At 64.4% G+C, this 14,242-nt stretch carries 14 protein-coding genes; 8 read left to right on the top strand and 6 right to left on the bottom strand.

Features of this window, described 5'->3' with window-relative positions; all coding sequences use genetic code 11:
• Positions 1 to 476 (top strand): DUF2147 domain-containing protein (locus AYJ54_RS05085; protein ID WP_245328896.1); only part of this gene is annotated, 476 nt, incomplete at its 5' end.
• Positions 477 to 665: 189 nt separating this feature from the next.
• A complete protein-coding gene (gene irr / locus AYJ54_RS05080) occupies positions 666 to 1,157 on the top strand; it encodes a Fur family transcriptional regulator Irr (RefSeq protein ID WP_063697047.1) in 492 nt (163 codons plus the stop codon).
• A gap of 200 nt (positions 1,158 to 1,357) precedes the next feature.
• On the opposite strand, the gene AYJ54_RS05075 is transcribed toward irr, so the two are convergent.
• Entirely contained in the window at positions 1,358 to 2,908 is a 1,551-nt protein-coding gene (locus AYJ54_RS05075; RefSeq protein WP_063697045.1) for a winged helix-turn-helix domain-containing protein, read from the bottom strand.
• Positions 2,909 to 3,041: 133 nt separating this feature from the next.
• Here AYJ54_RS05075 and mddA point away from each other — a divergent pair, with 133 nt between their 5' ends.
• Together mddA and AYJ54_RS05065 are read left to right on the top strand one after the other, a co-directional pair.
• Positions 3,042 to 3,830 carry a methanethiol S-methyltransferase gene (mddA, locus tag AYJ54_RS05070; RefSeq protein ID WP_063697043.1) on the top strand — a complete coding sequence of 263 codons (789 nt, stop codon included), beginning with the start codon at positions 3,042 to 3,044 and terminating at the stop codon, positions 3,828 to 3,830.
• 230 nt (positions 3,831 to 4,060) lie between these two features.
• Positions 4,061 to 4,483, top strand: coding sequence for a GFA family protein (locus AYJ54_RS05065; protein ID WP_063697041.1), 423 nt, complete (start codon positions 4,061 to 4,063; stop codon positions 4,481 to 4,483).
• Between the two features lie 217 nt (positions 4,484 to 4,700).
• Here the strand turns inward: AYJ54_RS05065 and AYJ54_RS05060 are convergent, their stop codons facing one another.
• Positions 4,701 to 6,260 carry a winged helix-turn-helix domain-containing protein gene (locus AYJ54_RS05060; RefSeq protein WP_063697148.1) on the bottom strand — a complete coding sequence of 520 codons (1,560 nt, stop codon included), beginning with the start codon at positions 6,258 to 6,260 and terminating at the stop codon, positions 4,701 to 4,703.
• A gap of 46 nt (positions 6,261 to 6,306) precedes the next feature.
• Here AYJ54_RS05060 and AYJ54_RS05055 point away from each other — a divergent pair, with 46 nt between their 5' ends.
• Complete coding sequence (locus AYJ54_RS05055; RefSeq protein WP_136623448.1) at positions 6,307 to 6,744, top strand: hypothetical protein; 438 nt, start codon at positions 6,307 to 6,309, stop codon at positions 6,742 to 6,744.
• A 79-nt stretch (positions 6,745 to 6,823) separates the two neighbouring features.
• On the opposite strand, the gene AYJ54_RS05050 is transcribed toward AYJ54_RS05055, so the two are convergent.
• Positions 6,824 to 7,234, bottom strand: a complete 411-nt coding sequence (locus AYJ54_RS05050; protein WP_063697038.1) for a BA14K family protein — start codon at positions 7,232 to 7,234, stop codon at positions 6,824 to 6,826.
• Between the two features lie 493 nt (positions 7,235 to 7,727).
• Between AYJ54_RS05050 and pcaB the strand changes: the two genes are divergently transcribed.
• Complete coding sequence (gene pcaB / locus AYJ54_RS05045; RefSeq protein ID WP_063697036.1) at positions 7,728 to 9,089, top strand: 3-carboxy-cis,cis-muconate cycloisomerase; 1,362 nt, start codon at positions 7,728 to 7,730, stop codon at positions 9,087 to 9,089.
• Between the two features lie 113 nt (positions 9,090 to 9,202).
• Positions 9,203 to 10,459, top strand: a complete 1,257-nt coding sequence (locus AYJ54_RS05040; protein ID WP_063697034.1) for an aminopeptidase — start codon at positions 9,203 to 9,205, stop codon at positions 10,457 to 10,459.
• 295 nt (positions 10,460 to 10,754) lie between these two features.
• On the opposite strand, the gene AYJ54_RS05035 is transcribed toward AYJ54_RS05040, so the two are convergent.
• On the bottom strand, positions 10,755 to 11,315 hold the full coding sequence (locus AYJ54_RS05035; RefSeq protein WP_063697032.1) for a hypothetical protein: 561 nt from the start codon (positions 11,313 to 11,315) through the stop codon (positions 10,755 to 10,757).
• Between the two features lie 237 nt (positions 11,316 to 11,552).
• On the opposite strand from AYJ54_RS05035, the gene AYJ54_RS05030 reads away from it, so the two are divergent.
• A complete protein-coding gene (locus tag AYJ54_RS05030) occupies positions 11,553 to 12,008 on the top strand; it encodes a cupin domain-containing protein (RefSeq protein ID WP_063697030.1) in 456 nt (151 codons plus the stop codon).
• A 71-nt stretch (positions 12,009 to 12,079) separates the two neighbouring features.
• On the opposite strand, the gene AYJ54_RS05025 is transcribed toward AYJ54_RS05030, so the two are convergent.
• Together AYJ54_RS05025 and AYJ54_RS05020 are read right to left on the bottom strand one after the other, a co-directional pair.
• On the bottom strand, positions 12,080 to 13,132 hold the full coding sequence (locus AYJ54_RS05025; protein ID WP_063697028.1) for an amidohydrolase family protein: 1,053 nt from the start codon (positions 13,130 to 13,132) through the stop codon (positions 12,080 to 12,082).
• 367 nt (positions 13,133 to 13,499) lie between these two features.
• Positions 13,500 to 14,242: IS481 family transposase (locus AYJ54_RS05020; RefSeq protein ID WP_063697026.1), on the bottom strand; the 743-nt coding region annotated here is incomplete at its 5' end.

The raw sequence follows: 14,242 nt of genomic DNA, 5'->3' as shown, positions 1-14,242 counted from the left end.
CCAGCGGCACCTGGCTCGTCGAGGACGGCCGCGCGCGCGTGCGGCTCGAGCGCTGCGGACCGTCGCGCGACCGCATCTGCGGCTTCATCGTCTGGATGAAAGAGCCGGCGGACAAGCACGGCCAGCCCTATCGCGACAGCCTGAATCCCGATCCCGACAAGCGCGCCCGCGCGCTGCTCGGCCACCAGCTCATCATGGGCTTGCAGGCGACGCCCGACGGACGGTTCGCCGGCGACATCTACAATGCCGAGGATGGCAAGTCCTATTCGGTCTCGCTGTGGCGCGACTCCTCCGACCGCCTCAAGCTCAAGGGCTGCCTGATCAAGCTGTTGTGCCAGACCCAGACCTGGCAGCAGACTCTCGACGTGCAGCCGGGCCAGCTCGTCGGCCTGACCGGCGATCTCAACGGTCCCCGCGCCGACAAGGAATGGGCGGCGGTGCCGGCCCCGAAGCCGACCCAGGCCAAGGCGAAGTAGCCGCCGGCTTCATGGCCTCATCGATGCATGTGCATTTCGGCCGGGAATAAACTCAGTCGCCTTGCGATAGGTCAGAAGCGGACCCGGATTTGATCGGGATCAAAGCCAACTCACCGCTTTTGCGATCCAATGGCAACTAGCGGGACGAGGAGCTGCGCGTCCGGTACCATCCGAACTCTGAGGCGATCGATGGATGTCCACGCCACGACCATGCCTGCGGGCGATGCCAGCGACGTCGGGATTGAACCATCCGGCGTTTCCTTGCCTGCGGATGATGGCACAAGGCGCTGCGCGCAGTTGCTGTGCGATGCGGGCCTGCGTCTGACGCGCCAGCGCCTGCTGCTCGGCCGGTTGCTGTTTCTCGGCGGCCATCGTCACGTCACCGCGGAGCAGCTCTACGAGGAAGCGACGGCCGCAGACATGCGCCTGTCGCTGGCGACCGTCTACAACACGCTGAACCAGTTCACCGAGGCGGGCCTCGTGCGCCGGATCGCGGCTGACGGCATCAAGTCGTTCTTCGACACCAATACCAGCGTGCATCCGCACTTCTATCTCGAAGGCGAGGACATGCTGGTGGATGTCACGGGTGGACTCACCTTCACGAGGGTGCCGGAGCCGCTTCCCGGCCACGAGATCGCGCGGCTCGACGTCATCGTCCATCTGCGCAGGAAGATCGCGTAGCGCCGCCATGCGAGCCGTGCCAGACTGAATGCATCGAGCGCGTGATCTTCTTTGCCTCTCCCCGCCTGCGGGGAGAGGCCGCATCGCATCGAAGATGCGATGCGGGTGAGGGGGACTCTCCGCGAGTCTCACTGTTACCGTCTTTGCGGATAGAGCCCCTCACCCCGACCCTCTCCCCGTAAGAACGGGCAGAGGGAGTACTACCGCAATCCCGCCCGCCGGAATCCCTCCATATAGTGCTCGCGATCGGCGTCGTTCGTCCACGGCAGCTGGGTCGCGATCCAGTGCAGCGAGACGTTGGGCTGGGTGCGGCGGAGCTCGCGCAGCGCCATCTCCGCGAGCGCGCCGTCGCCGGTCATGCCGGCGGAGACGGCGAGCACGCGATAGGCGCCGGTGAGGTCGCCGCGATGGCGGATCGCCTCGCGCGCGAGCGCGATGGCCTCGTCATAGCGCCGCTCGGTGAAGCGCGCATAGCCGGCGATGCCGTGATAGATCGCCAGCGACGGATCGCGCGGTGAGAGCCTGATCGCTCTTTGCGCCGCCTCGAACGAATCCCTGGAACGTCCCGCATAGGACAGCGCCAGCGCGTAATAGCCCTGCGCCAGCGAAAAGTTCGGGTTGAGCGTGAGCGCCTGCTCGAACTCGGACAGCGCGTCGGCCAGCCGCCGCGTCGAGAAGAAGACGCTGCCGAGCGCGGTATGCGCCCAGGCATCCTCATGGTCGCAGCGCACCGCGGCGAGCGCGGCGGCCTCTGCGATCGGGGCCGCGGTTGCGAGCTCGGCCCAGCCGAGATGCACGCCGAACATATGGCTCGCCGCCAGCACCGACAGCGCCTGGCCGTAGGTCGGGTCGATCGCGACCGCCCGTTCGAGCAGCGCATGCGCCGCAATGTGGTCCTGCCGCGTGACGCGCCAGTAATGCGACAGCGCCCGCATCAAGAGATTCCAGGCATCCAGGCTCGCGGGCGGCTTGCGGTGCGCGCGAAAATTCTCCGCGGCATGGATCTGCGGCTCGATCGCCGCGACGATCGCATTGGTGATCTCGTCCTGCACGGCGAAGACGTCGACGAGCTCGCGGTCGTAGCGCTCGGCCCAGAGATGGCTGCCGGTGGTGGCGTCGTTGAGCTGGGCGGTGATCCGCACGCGGCTGTCCGCCTTGCGTACGCTGCCCTCGACGATGTAGCGGACGCCCAGCTCCCTGGCGATCTGCCGGACGTGGACCGCGCGTCCCTTGTAGGTGAAGGATGAATTGCGCGCGATCACCAGGAACCAGCGCTGTTTCGACAGCGCGGTGAGGATGTCCTCGCTGATCCCGTCGCCGAAATATTCCTGATCGGGATCGCCGCTCATGTTCTCGAAGGCAAGCACCGCGATCGCCGGACGGTCGAGCGCCGTGCGCGCGGGCGCGGACCTCGCCTCGGCCGGCGCGGGTGGCGCCGCAGTCTCCTCCATGACGTCGCCGACAAAGCGAAAGCCCTTGCGCGGAACAGTCCTGATCAGCCGTTGCGCCGCGCCGTCGTCGCCGAGCGCCTTCCGCGCGGCGTTGATGCGGCTGTTCAGGGCGGAGTCGGAGACGATGCGGTCGTCCCAGACATGCCGGATCAGGTCATCCTTGCTGACCACGCGCGCGCGTTCGGTGACCAGATAGAGCAGCAGATCGAACACCTGCGGTTGCAGCGGCACGGCGGCGCCGCCGCAGGTCAGCTCGCGAAGGTCAGTGTCGAGAATATGATGTTCCAGGCGAAATCGCACGGCTCTGTAATCTCAAGCAAAAATCAAAGTTGTCTCACGCTAAAATCAACCGTCCGCAAAAGTCCTGACCCGTCTGATGCGGCATGGTGCAGCGACCAGATAGTGCCGACGCCTCGGCACAACGGAGCTGTTTATGACCCAAATTGATCACCAGGTGCATTCCATTGGCCCGGAGGTTGCGGGCTCTTGCATTTTCAGATTCATCGCCTTTCTGTACGGAATTGCGGCATATCTCGTGTTTTTCGTCACCATTCTCTACGCCATCGGCTTCGTCATGGGGCTGGTGGTGCCGAAGAGCATCGACACTGGAACCGACACGTCCACGGTCGAGGCCGTCATCATCAATCTCCTCCTGATGGCGCTGTTCGCCGTTCAACACAGCGTGATGGCGCGCCAGCGCTTCAAGGCGTGGTGGACCCAGTACGTCCCGAAGCCCATCGAGCGCAGCACCTATGTGCTGCTGGCGAGCCTGTCGCTGCTCCTCCTGTTCTGGCAGTGGCGTCCGCTGCCCGCGATCGTATGGGATGTCCAGGATCCGGATTTCGCCGTGACGCTCGCCACGCTGTCGTTCGCAGGCTGGGTGCTAGTCTTCACCTCGACCTTCGTGATCAATCATTTCGAGCTGTTCGGGCTGAACCAGGTGACCAATCATCTCCTCGACAAGGAAGCGCCGCCGCCGCGCTTTCGGACGCCGCTGTTCTACAAATTCGTACGCCATCCGATCTATCTCGGCTTCATCATCGCGTTCTGGGCGGCGCCAACCATGACCGTGGGGCATCTGTTGTTCGCAAGTGTGACCACGCTCTACATCCTCGTCGGCATCGCGCTGGAGGAGCGCGACCTCATCGACCTCTTCGGCGACGAGTACCGGCAGTACAAACAACGCGTGTCGATGCTTATTCCCTGGCGCAAGTCGGCTTGATTCGGGCTTGCCGCCTTGCACGCGCGGCCTGAAGCTTCGCCTCTCTCCGCTTGCGGGGAGAGGCCGATTTGCGAAGCAAATCGGGTGAGGGGGCTCTCCACGAATCCATCTGCCTCCGTGACTGCGGACGCTGCCCCTCACCCCGACCCTCTCCTCGTAAGAACGGGGAGAGGGAGAAGAGGCAGCTCGCTCGCCTCACCAAACTACTTTCATCCAAGGAGAACACCAAAATGAGACATGTCGGAAATTGCTTCTGCGGCGCGGTCACGGTCGAGGTTACGGGCGCGCCGGAGGCGATGGGCTATTGCCACTGCCGCTCCTGCCGCTCGTGGTCGGGCGGGCCGGTGAATGCCTTCAGCCTGTGGAAGCCGGAAGCGGTGCACATCACGGCCGGCGCCGAGAATGTCGAGACCTACGCCAAGACGCCGCTTAGCCAGCGCAAGTTCTGCAAGAAGTGCGGCGGTCATCTCATGACCAACCACCCGCCGCTCGACATGATCGATGTGTTCGCTACCACCATTCCCACGCTTTCCTTCGCGCCGGCCGTCCACGTCAACTACGCGGAGACGGTGCTGCCGATGCGCGACGGCCTGCCCAAGCTAAAGGACTTTCCCGCCGAGTTCGGCGGCAGCGGCGAGATGATGCAGGAATAGGCGAGATCGCGTACGAGGAGCCAAGCGCTCGCTGCTTTCCCTTCTCCCCCTGTGGGAGAAGGTGGCGCGAAGCGCCGGATGAGGGGTCTCCATCGCCGAGTCAGATTGCGAGAGAGTCACGTACGGAGAGATACCCCTCACCCGTCTCGCCGCTTCGCGGCGAGCCACCCTCTCCCACACGGGGAGAGGGTGCATTGTCAATGCGGCGCGCTCGCTGTCACCTCATCCCCGCGCGCCGGAATCCCTCGATATAGTGCTTGCGATCCTCTTCCTCCTGCATCGGCAGCTCGCGCATGATCCAGTTGAGCGAGATGTTCGGCTGGGCGCGGCGCAGTCCCTGCAGGGCGGAGGCGGCGAGCTCGCGATTGCCGAGCATTCCGGCGGAGGCAGTGAGCACGCGATGTGCGCCGACGAAATCGCCGCGCTGCCTGAGCGACTCGCGTGCCAGCTGCACGGCCTCGTCATAGTTGCGGCCGATGAACTGGGCATAGGCGGCAACGCCGCAATAGATCGCCGCGAACGGGTCGCGCGGGCTCAGCCGCAGCGCGCGGCGCGCGGCGGCATCGCCGTCCTGCCAGCGGCCGGCGTAACACAGCGTCACGCCGTAGAACGCGTACGACATCGCGAAATTCGGGTTGAGCCGCAGCGCCAGCTCGAACTCGGCCAGCGCGTCGTCGAAGCGGCGGCGGAACAAATAGGTATAGGCAAGGCCGTGATGGGCCCAGGGATCGTCGCGATCGGCCTCCACCGCCGCCAGCGCGGCGCGCTCGGCGACCGGGATGGTCGCGTCCATGTCGGCCCAGCCCATATGCGCGCCGAAAATATGGCTGGTCGCGAGCAGGCCGAGCGCCTTGCCATAGGCCGGATCGATCGCGATCGCCTGTGTGAGCAGGGTCTGCGCCGCCTCATTGTCCTCGCGCGTGATGCGCCAGTAGTGCGACACTGCGCGCATCAGGAGGTCCCAGGCGTCCAGGCTGCCCGGCGGCTTCTGCTGCGCGCGAAAGCTCTCGGCGGCGTAGAGCTGCGGCTCGATCGCGGCGACGATCGCCTCGGTGATCTCGTCCTGCACGGCGAAGACGTCGGCAAGGCCGCGGTCGTAGCGCTCGGCCCAGAGATGGCTGCCGGTGGAGACGTCGTTGAGCTGCGCCGAGATGCGTAAGCGATCGCCGCTCCGCCGCACGCTGCCTTCGACCACGTAACGCACGCCGAGCTCGCGCGCGATCTCGTGGATGTGCACGGCGCGGCCCTTGTAGACGAAAGAGGAGTTGCGCGCGACGACGAAGAACCACCGCAGCTTCGACAGCGCGGTGATGATGTCCTCGCTGATCCCGTCGGAGAAATAGTCCTGCTCGCGGTCGCCGCTCATGTTGGTGAAGGGCAGCACGGCAATCGCGGGCCGGTCGGGCAGTGCCGGTGCAGCCTGCGGTTCCCCGGGCCTGCGCCCGGGTTCCAGCGTGGCCGCGCCGGCCTTCATCGCGACGTCGCCGACAAAGCGAAAGCCCTTGCGGGCGACGGTGCGGATCAGCGCCTGGCTCGCGCCGTCGTCGCCGATCGCCTTGCGCGCCGCGTTGATCCGGCTGGTCAGGGTGGATTCCGAGACGACGCGTCCATGCCAGATCTTGTCGATCAGCTCGTCCTTACTGACCACCCGGTCGCGATTTTCCATGAGGTGGACGACGAGATCGAAAACCTGCGGCTCGACGGAAATGGGAACCTGCTCGCGGCTCAGCTCGCGCCGGTCGGTATCGAGAAGGTGGTCCCTGAATACAAACTGCACGTCGAAAACGGGCCTCACGACAAAATCAGGCAAATGAAATTGCAATATGGATTCCGCGCTGAAGTCTGTGAGTCCGCCCGAGGGCATGCTCGGTTCATCCAATTCAGGGATGCCTGCCATGCCGTTTGCGGATAGGAAGACAACGTCGGATAGAATGTGGCGGTTTGGCGCGCGTTGTCTCGAGACGCTGCGTCAATCACGCGAACGTCAGGCGATGCGAGTCATCGCCGGCTATGCCCGTTTGCTGGAACAAGGCAACGACAGCGCGGCGCCCTGTCGCTTACCGCCAGGTCGCCGCGCATCGGTCGATGACAGATCAACGTGCGCAGTTCCGAAGAGGCCCGGTCTGCTTCTTGGCGCGATCGCGGTGGTGTTGATCGCGCTGCATGCAATCTGCGCGGCGATGATCCTCGACCATGCGCTGCTGCGCGCACCCGAGCTGATCGCGATCAGCGGCGGTGACCGAATGGGCTGGTCCGACTGAACGACTTGCCCGCCGTCGCCTTGGGAGCGACGGCGGAAGTGACGTCCGGGATTGTCAGGGCATTGCGACGGCGACGTTGTTACGGGCAGGGATGGCGCCTGCCGTCATTGCCGAGGAAGGTGCTGCTGTTCGGGTCATACGACCGGTAGCGTTGCATGCAATAGGCGACCGCGTCGCCCTCCGCGGGCGGCGGTCCATAGGCAGCCGGCGGCGGATAGGCCGGCCCATAGTAATAAGGAGAGCCATAATAGGGGGACGACGCGATGGCGCCGCCTATCAGCGCGCCGGCCGCAAGCCCTCCGACGAACGCGCCGCCGCCCCAGCCCCAGCCGCGATGTCCGTACCAGCGGACCTGTTCGACTTGGCCGGACGCAGGCCGCGTCATCGCCAGCGGCTGGCCGATCGGCGCAGCGGATACCTCGGTCAGCGTCGCTGCCGACAGGCTCGCAAGTAGACAAGCTCCAGCAACGAAGCGAAACGATTTCAACATTGTGGTCTCCTCGTCACGCGGCGGCTCTGGCGCCGCAGATGCGTGAGTGTGCAACAACTCGCACGAGGCGCTGAATTAAAGTTTGTATAGGATCGCGTGTCGCGCCCGCGCAGGCGGGACTCCTAGCCCGGATGAGCGAAGCGACATCCGGGACAGCTCGTCCCGCATATCGCTTCGCTCATGCGGGCTACGCACTACGCGGAGATACTCCGGATTGCTTCGTCGCTTCGCTCCTCGCAATGAGGACGTTAAGGTAATAGCGCGCAATCTCCTCAACGTCGCCCTGGCGAAAGCCGGGACCCATCCCGCGGAATCTATCGATTGTGGGCGGTAGGGGTACCGAACAACGAGTCTCAGCCAAGTTTCTCCCTGGGGTTATGGGTCCTGGCTTTCGCCAGGACGACACCGAATATGTGGCGAATGTCGATTGCTCTGCCGGACATCCCGCGTAATCTACGTTGCCAAACAGCAAGCCAACCACGAAGAAACGCCTATGCCCGCCTTTCCGACCTCCACCACCGTGCTCGACTCCATCCTGTTTCGCGACGCCTTCGGCACGCCGGGGATGCGGGAGGTGTTTTCGGATCTCGCGCTGGTCTCGCGTTATGCCGAGGTCGAAGTGGCGCTGGCGAAGGCGGAGGCGAGGTGCGGCGTGATTCCGCAGGAGGCGGCCGAGGCGATCGCGGCGCGCACCGATGTGACCGCGCTCGATTTCGATCTGCTGCGGCAGGAGACCGACATTGTCGGCTATCCGATCCTGCCGCTGGTGCATCAGATGGTGAAGCAATGCGGTGATGCCGGCCGCTACGTGCATTGGGGCGCCACCACCCAGGACATCATGGATACCGCCGTGGTCCTGCAATTGCGCGCGGCGCTGGAGATCATCGCACAAGACATCGCCGAATTGCGCGGCATCCTCGCAAACCTGTCGCAACGCTACCGCGACACGCCGATGGCGGGCCGTACCCATCTCCAGCAGGCGCTGCCGGTGACGTTCGGCTACAAGACCGCGATCTGGCTCGCGATGTTCGACCGCCACGCCGAGCGGCTGGAGCAATTGAAGCCGCGCGTCCTGGTCGGCCAGTTCGCCGGTGCCGCCGGCACGCTGGCCTCGCTCGGCGACAAGGGTTTTGAGGTGCAGGAGGCGCTCTGCGCCGAGCTGAAGCTCGGCGTTCCCGCCTCGACCTGGCACGTCGCCCGCGACGGTTTTGCGGAAGCCGTGAACTTTCTCGCGCTCGTCGCCGGCTCGCTGGGCAAGATCGCGCTCGACATCATGATCATGGCTTCGACCGAGTTCGCCGAGGTCTACGAGCCCTTCGTCAAGGGGCGCGGCGCATCCTCGACCATGCCGCAGAAGCGCAACCCGATCTCCTCGGAATTGATGCTCGCCGCCTCCAAGGCGGTGCGCCAGCACGCTGGCCTGATGCTCGATGCGATGGTGCAGGATTTCGAGCGTGCCACCGGTCCCTGGCACGCCGAGTGGATGGCGATCCCGGAAAGCTTCGTGCTGACCGCCGGCGCGCTGCATCAGGCGAAGTTCGCGCTCGCAGGCCTCATTGTGGACGAGAGGAAGATGGACGATAATCTCGCCATCAGCCGCGGCCTGATCGTGGCGGAAGCGGTGATGATGGGACTGGCGCCGCAGATCGGCCGGCAGGAGGCGCATGACGTGGTCTATGACGCCTGCCGGCTCGCCAACGAGAAGGGCTTGAGCCTTGCGGACGCGCTCTCGGCCGATCCGCGCATCTCTGCCAGAATCGATCGGGCCACGATCGAGGCGCTGACCTCACCGAAAAATTACCTTGGCCTTGCGCCGGCCATGGTGGATCGGGTGCTGAAATCGGCAACGCGTTGAAAACCAAACTACGCCAAACTGCGTATCTTCCGTAACGTCGCAAGACGCTCGCGCTATTGCGCCTCGCGATGCTAGACTTAGATGTGACAGAGACCTTCCACAGAGGACCCGGCATGACCGATCAACGCAATACCTCCACTCCCATCGATCCCGCAAAACTCGACCGGCTGGCCGAGGTGGCGGTGAAGGTGGGCTTGGGCTTGCGGCCGGGACAGGACCTTCTCTTGACGGCGCCCGCAATCGCGCTGCCCCTGGTGCGGCGGATCGCAGTACACGCCTACAAGGCCGGCGCGGGCATCGTGACGCCGATCCTGTCGGACGAGGAGATGACGCTGGCGCGCTACCGCCACGGCCACGACAACAGCTTTGATCGCGCCGCCGGCTGGCTCTACGAGGGCATGGCGAAAGCGTTCTCGGACAACACTGCGCGGCTCGCCATCGTCGGCGACAATCCGATGCTGCTGTCGGGCGAGGATCCGGCCAAGGTCGCGCGCGCCAGCAAGGCCAATTCCATGGCCTATCAGCCGGCGCTGGAAAAGATCGTCAATTTCGACACCAACTGGAACATCATCGCCTATCCGAGCCCGTCCTGGGCAAAGCAGGTGTTTCCCGACGATCCCGAGGAGGTCGCGGTCGGAAAGCTCGCGGACGCGATCTTCGCCGCGTCCCGCGTCGATCGTGAGAATGCGATCGACAACTGGGCGAGCCACAATGCGGTGCTGCGCGAGCGTACCAACTGGCTCAACGGCAAGCGTTTCCGCGCGCTGCATTACACCGGGCCGGGCACCGACCTCACCATTGGCCTGGCCGATGGCCACGAATGGGAGGGCGGCGCGTCGCTCTCCAAGAACGGCATCAGCTGCAACGCCAACATACCGACCGAGGAGGTCTTCACCACGCCGCATTGCCGGCGGGTCTATGGCCATGTCGTGAGTTCGAAGCCGCTGTCCTACCAGGGCACGCTGATCGACAACATCGCGGTGCGTTTCGAGGACGGCAAGATCGTCGACGCCAAGGCCTCGCGCGGCGAGGAGGTGCTGAACAAGGTGCTCGACACCGACGAGGGCGCGCGGCGACTCGGCGAAGTGGCGCTGGTGCCGCATTCCTCGCCGATCTCGCAGAGCGGGCTGTTGTTCTTCAACACGCTGTTCGACGAGAACGCCGCCTCGCATATCGCGCTCGGCCAGTGCTATTCGAAATGCTTCGTCAACGGCGCCAAGCTCACGCCGCAGCAGATCGCTGCGCAGGGCGGCAACCAGAGTCTCATCCACATCGACTGGATGATCGGCTCGGCCGAGACCGACATCGACGGCATTCTCACCGACGGCAGCAAGGAGCCTGTGTTCCGCAAGGGCGAGTGGGCGAAGTAGCGCGCGATAGATCTTGATTGAATCGGTGCGCCGAGGAACGCGCTCCACCTCTCCCGTAGGGAGAGGCAGAGGCCGCCTTTAGCGGCCGTTCTTGGATAAGGACGCCGAAGCGAAGCTTCGGCTACGTCGCATCGAAGATGTGATCCGGGCGAGGGGTTACGGTCTTACTGTGCGCCGCTGCCCCTCACCCGGATTGCACTGGACGATGCTTCGCATCGCCAGCCGCAATCCGACCTCTCCCCGCTGGGGAGAGGTGAACATCCGGGCGGCGGAACGTAGTTATCTCACCATATCTCTAAGCCGCAGCGTCGCTCAGCATCGGATTGCTGTCGACGCTGAAGCGGTTGAACAGCGTCGTGAAGGGACTGCCGTCGGTGGCCCGGACGATGACGTCGGAAGCTGCGACCGCGTCATAAAGCGCGCCGACCGGATCCTCTGGCTCGGAGAGGTCGAGGATGCCGTGGATCGCTTCGCGGGCATCGTTGATGTCGTCCTCGTCGTCGAGTGTCGCCTCCAGCGCAATCGCCGCGCGCCGCATCTCGGCGAGGTCACCGCCGGAGGAGAATTTGAGGACATCGAGCCAGTAGGGACAGGCGGCGACGAGCTGGACGAATTCCTCGAAGCCGCCCGCAATGATCCCGGCGCGGCCTTCCGATGAGACGTAGAGCACATTCTGCGAGGGCAGCAGCACGAACGTGCCGCCGGCTTCGTCGCTGCCGATCTGCCGGGGCTTTTCGATGCCGTCGATGGAGAACCAGTCCGACGGCTCCTCATCCGGTTCGAGCGAGACATCGAAGGTCTGGAGCCATGCGGCGACTTCGCGGTTGGCGCTCAGGACTTCGGGGCTCAGGGCCATCGGCGTAGTTCCTTCTCGATTGCATCGCGCATTTTGTCGCACCCTGGAAAAGGTGGGTTCATATGCACGAATTTGCAGGCCAATCGGCACGTTAGCCGTTCCGCACATGCAACTTACGGCTGATTGTCGGGGCCGGCGTAAGGAAGAATTAAAAACCGCCTACTAGCGTCGCGGACATCTTTCGAAACATCCGGGCCTAACGACCCGGCCACCATACTCTATCTCTTGAGGAAGCCGATGTCGCGCGCGCTTATTGAAACCGGAAGTTGCAATGTGGATCTGGAACTGCGGCCGATCGAGCCGGCCTGGATCATCGAGGGCAATCCGGTGTCGCGCTCGCACATCCTGTCGACCAGCTCTGACGGCACCGCCTCGACCATCATCTGGTCCTGCACGGAAGGGCGCTTCAACTGGTACTACGATATCGACGAGACGATCATGATCCTGGAAGGATCGATCGTGCTCGAGAGTGATGGCATGCCGCCGAAGCGCTACGGCGTTGGCGACGTGGTGTTCTTCCGCGAGGGCGCCCACGCGAAGTGGCATGTCGAGGGCCACGTCAAGAAGATCGCTTTCTGCCGCAAGACCAACCCGGTGCTGATCGGCTTCATGGTCCGCGCCGTCAACAGGCTCAAGCGGATGTTCTTCTCGCCCAGCGAGCGCCGCCCCGCGACGCTGATGGGTGCCGGCTAGTCGTTTCAAGAACGCTTCCCAGCGACTGCGACGGAAGAGGGGCCGGGAATCAATCCCGGCCCCTCTTCATGTCATGATGGCAGCTCGAGCCGGTAGAAGTCTGTGGCCGTCCGCGAGAACAGCGCCGTCTTCTCGACCTCGCTGAGCGGCGCCGCGATGCGCTTGAAGGCGTTGAAGATCACCTGATAGCTGCACTGGCCCTTATCGGGGGGAAAATTGCTCTCGAACATCGCGCGCTTCACGCCGAACGCCTCGATGCAGGTCTCGATATAGGGCCGCCAGGCCGCAGCAAGCTCCTCCGACGAAGGCGGCTTGGGGCGGAGATGGAAGTCGTAGCCGAGCAGGCACATCGCAAGCCCGCCGAGCTTGACCACGACGTTCTCGCACTGTGCGATCTCGCGGATCGAGGCACGCCATTGCGCAAACACCTCTTCGCGCCGCCCCGCGAAGCGGCCGGTGCCGGCAGGGCCGCCGCAATGGTCCAGCACGATCCTGGTGTCGGGGAAGGCGCGCGCCAGTTCGGTCAGTTCGCCGATCTGTGGATGAAACAGCCAGGCATCGAAGCTCAGGTTCAGCGGTGCAAGGCAGGCAAAGCCCTTGCGGAAGGTTGGATCCAGCAACAATCCCTTCGGCCGGTTCGCATACATGCCGGCGACGGCCGGGTCCTCGTCCCAGGCCGAGGAATGCCGGATGCCGCGGAAGCGTCCGTTGCCGGCGGCGATCTCCGCCTCCAGCACTGGCCTCGCCGCATCGCCGAGCAGCAGATTGACGTGGCTGACGATGCCGGCGCAGATCGCGGCCTTGCCGTAGCCGCCGCTCGCGCTCATCGCGGCGACGCCGTTGGCGAACTCGACCTCGCCCACTGGACGAAACGCCTCGGGCCCATGTGTGCGATACATCGATCGGCAGTCGACATAGACGGTGGCGATGATGTTGTGGCCGGAGGCGATGTCGGCCGCCATCTCCTCGATCAGGTAGCGCTGGCCGCGATTCCAGAGATGATGATGGGGATCGACGATCGGCCGTAAGGGATCGATGATCTCCTCCTGATGCTGCGCGAGCCAGTCCTCGCGCGGTTCGACGAATAGCCCGCTCGTATTGGCGGGCAGGCCGCTTGCAGCCATCGGCGTTCGCTCCCCTTGTGATGATTGTGAGGAAAGCCTAGCACCTCGTCCTCGCGCGCAGCACCGCGCGCTGCGCAACCCACGCCCTTCATCGCCAGCACATCGGATGCGGTTGCCTTGAGCACGATGGGGTTAGCTTGATTGCTGCCACATAGGAGATGCGCTCCCTCTCCCGCTTGCGGGGGAGGGCGGGGGTGGGGGTGTCTCCGCAATCGAGACTCCCGATGTGGAATGAGCCCCCACCCGGCGCTTCGCCATAGCCGAGGCCTCGCCTCGGCGTCCCTTAGAGGACGGCCGCCGAAGGCGGCCTATGCCTCCCCCGCAAGCGGGAGAGGTTGAGCGAGTTTGTGGCCCGATCGTTCCCGCTCTAGCTGTGGAGCCTCAACAGGTTGTTCCTGTTTAGAGCGAGTCTGCTGATGGGTGGCACGGAACCGATACTGCCATGAGGCCGATGCCAATTGTAGCGGTGAAGCCACCTCGGCAGCTCGTCGGCTCGTTCTTTTGAGGTGTTGTAGGCGCGGGCATAGGCCCACTCGCGCAGGCTGGTCTGGATAAAGCGTTCAGCCTTGCCGTTGGTCTTGGGCGTGTAGGGCCTGGTGCGGATGTGCTTCAGGCCGAGACGTCTGCAGGCTTTGCGGAAGGCAAAGGATTTGTAGCAAGAGCCGTTGTCGGTCATGACCCGCTCGACCTTGATGCCCAGGCTGGCGTAGTAGGCGATCGCTGCCTTGAGGAAAGACACGGCACAGCTCCTTCGCTCGCTCTTCATGACCTTGCTGAAGGCGATGCGGGAGGCATCGTCGATACAGACGTGGACGTATTCCCAGCCAGGTCCTTCACCGCGGGCACGCAGGCTGCTCTGGCCAGTTCGATCACCGGTGATGCGATGGCCTACACGGTTGAACTTGCCGAGCTTTTTGATGTCGATGTGGATCAACTCCCCGGGATGTTCGCGTTCATAGCGCCGCACCAGCTCGGCTGGCTCCAGGTCGCGCAACCGGTTCAATCCCAACCGTTGCAGGATGCGGCTGACGGTCGCCGGAGAGATCCCGACCTCGGCCGCAATCTGCTGGCCGGTGTGGCGCTGCCGGCGCAACACCTCGACCGCAGCGC

Origin of the sequence: Bradyrhizobium centrolobii (genome assembly GCF_001641635.1) — a bacterium.
GTDB classification, from domain to species: Bacteria; Pseudomonadota; Alphaproteobacteria; order Rhizobiales; family Xanthobacteraceae; genus Bradyrhizobium; species Bradyrhizobium centrolobii.
This window is presented reverse-complemented; position numbering and strand designations above follow the sequence as displayed.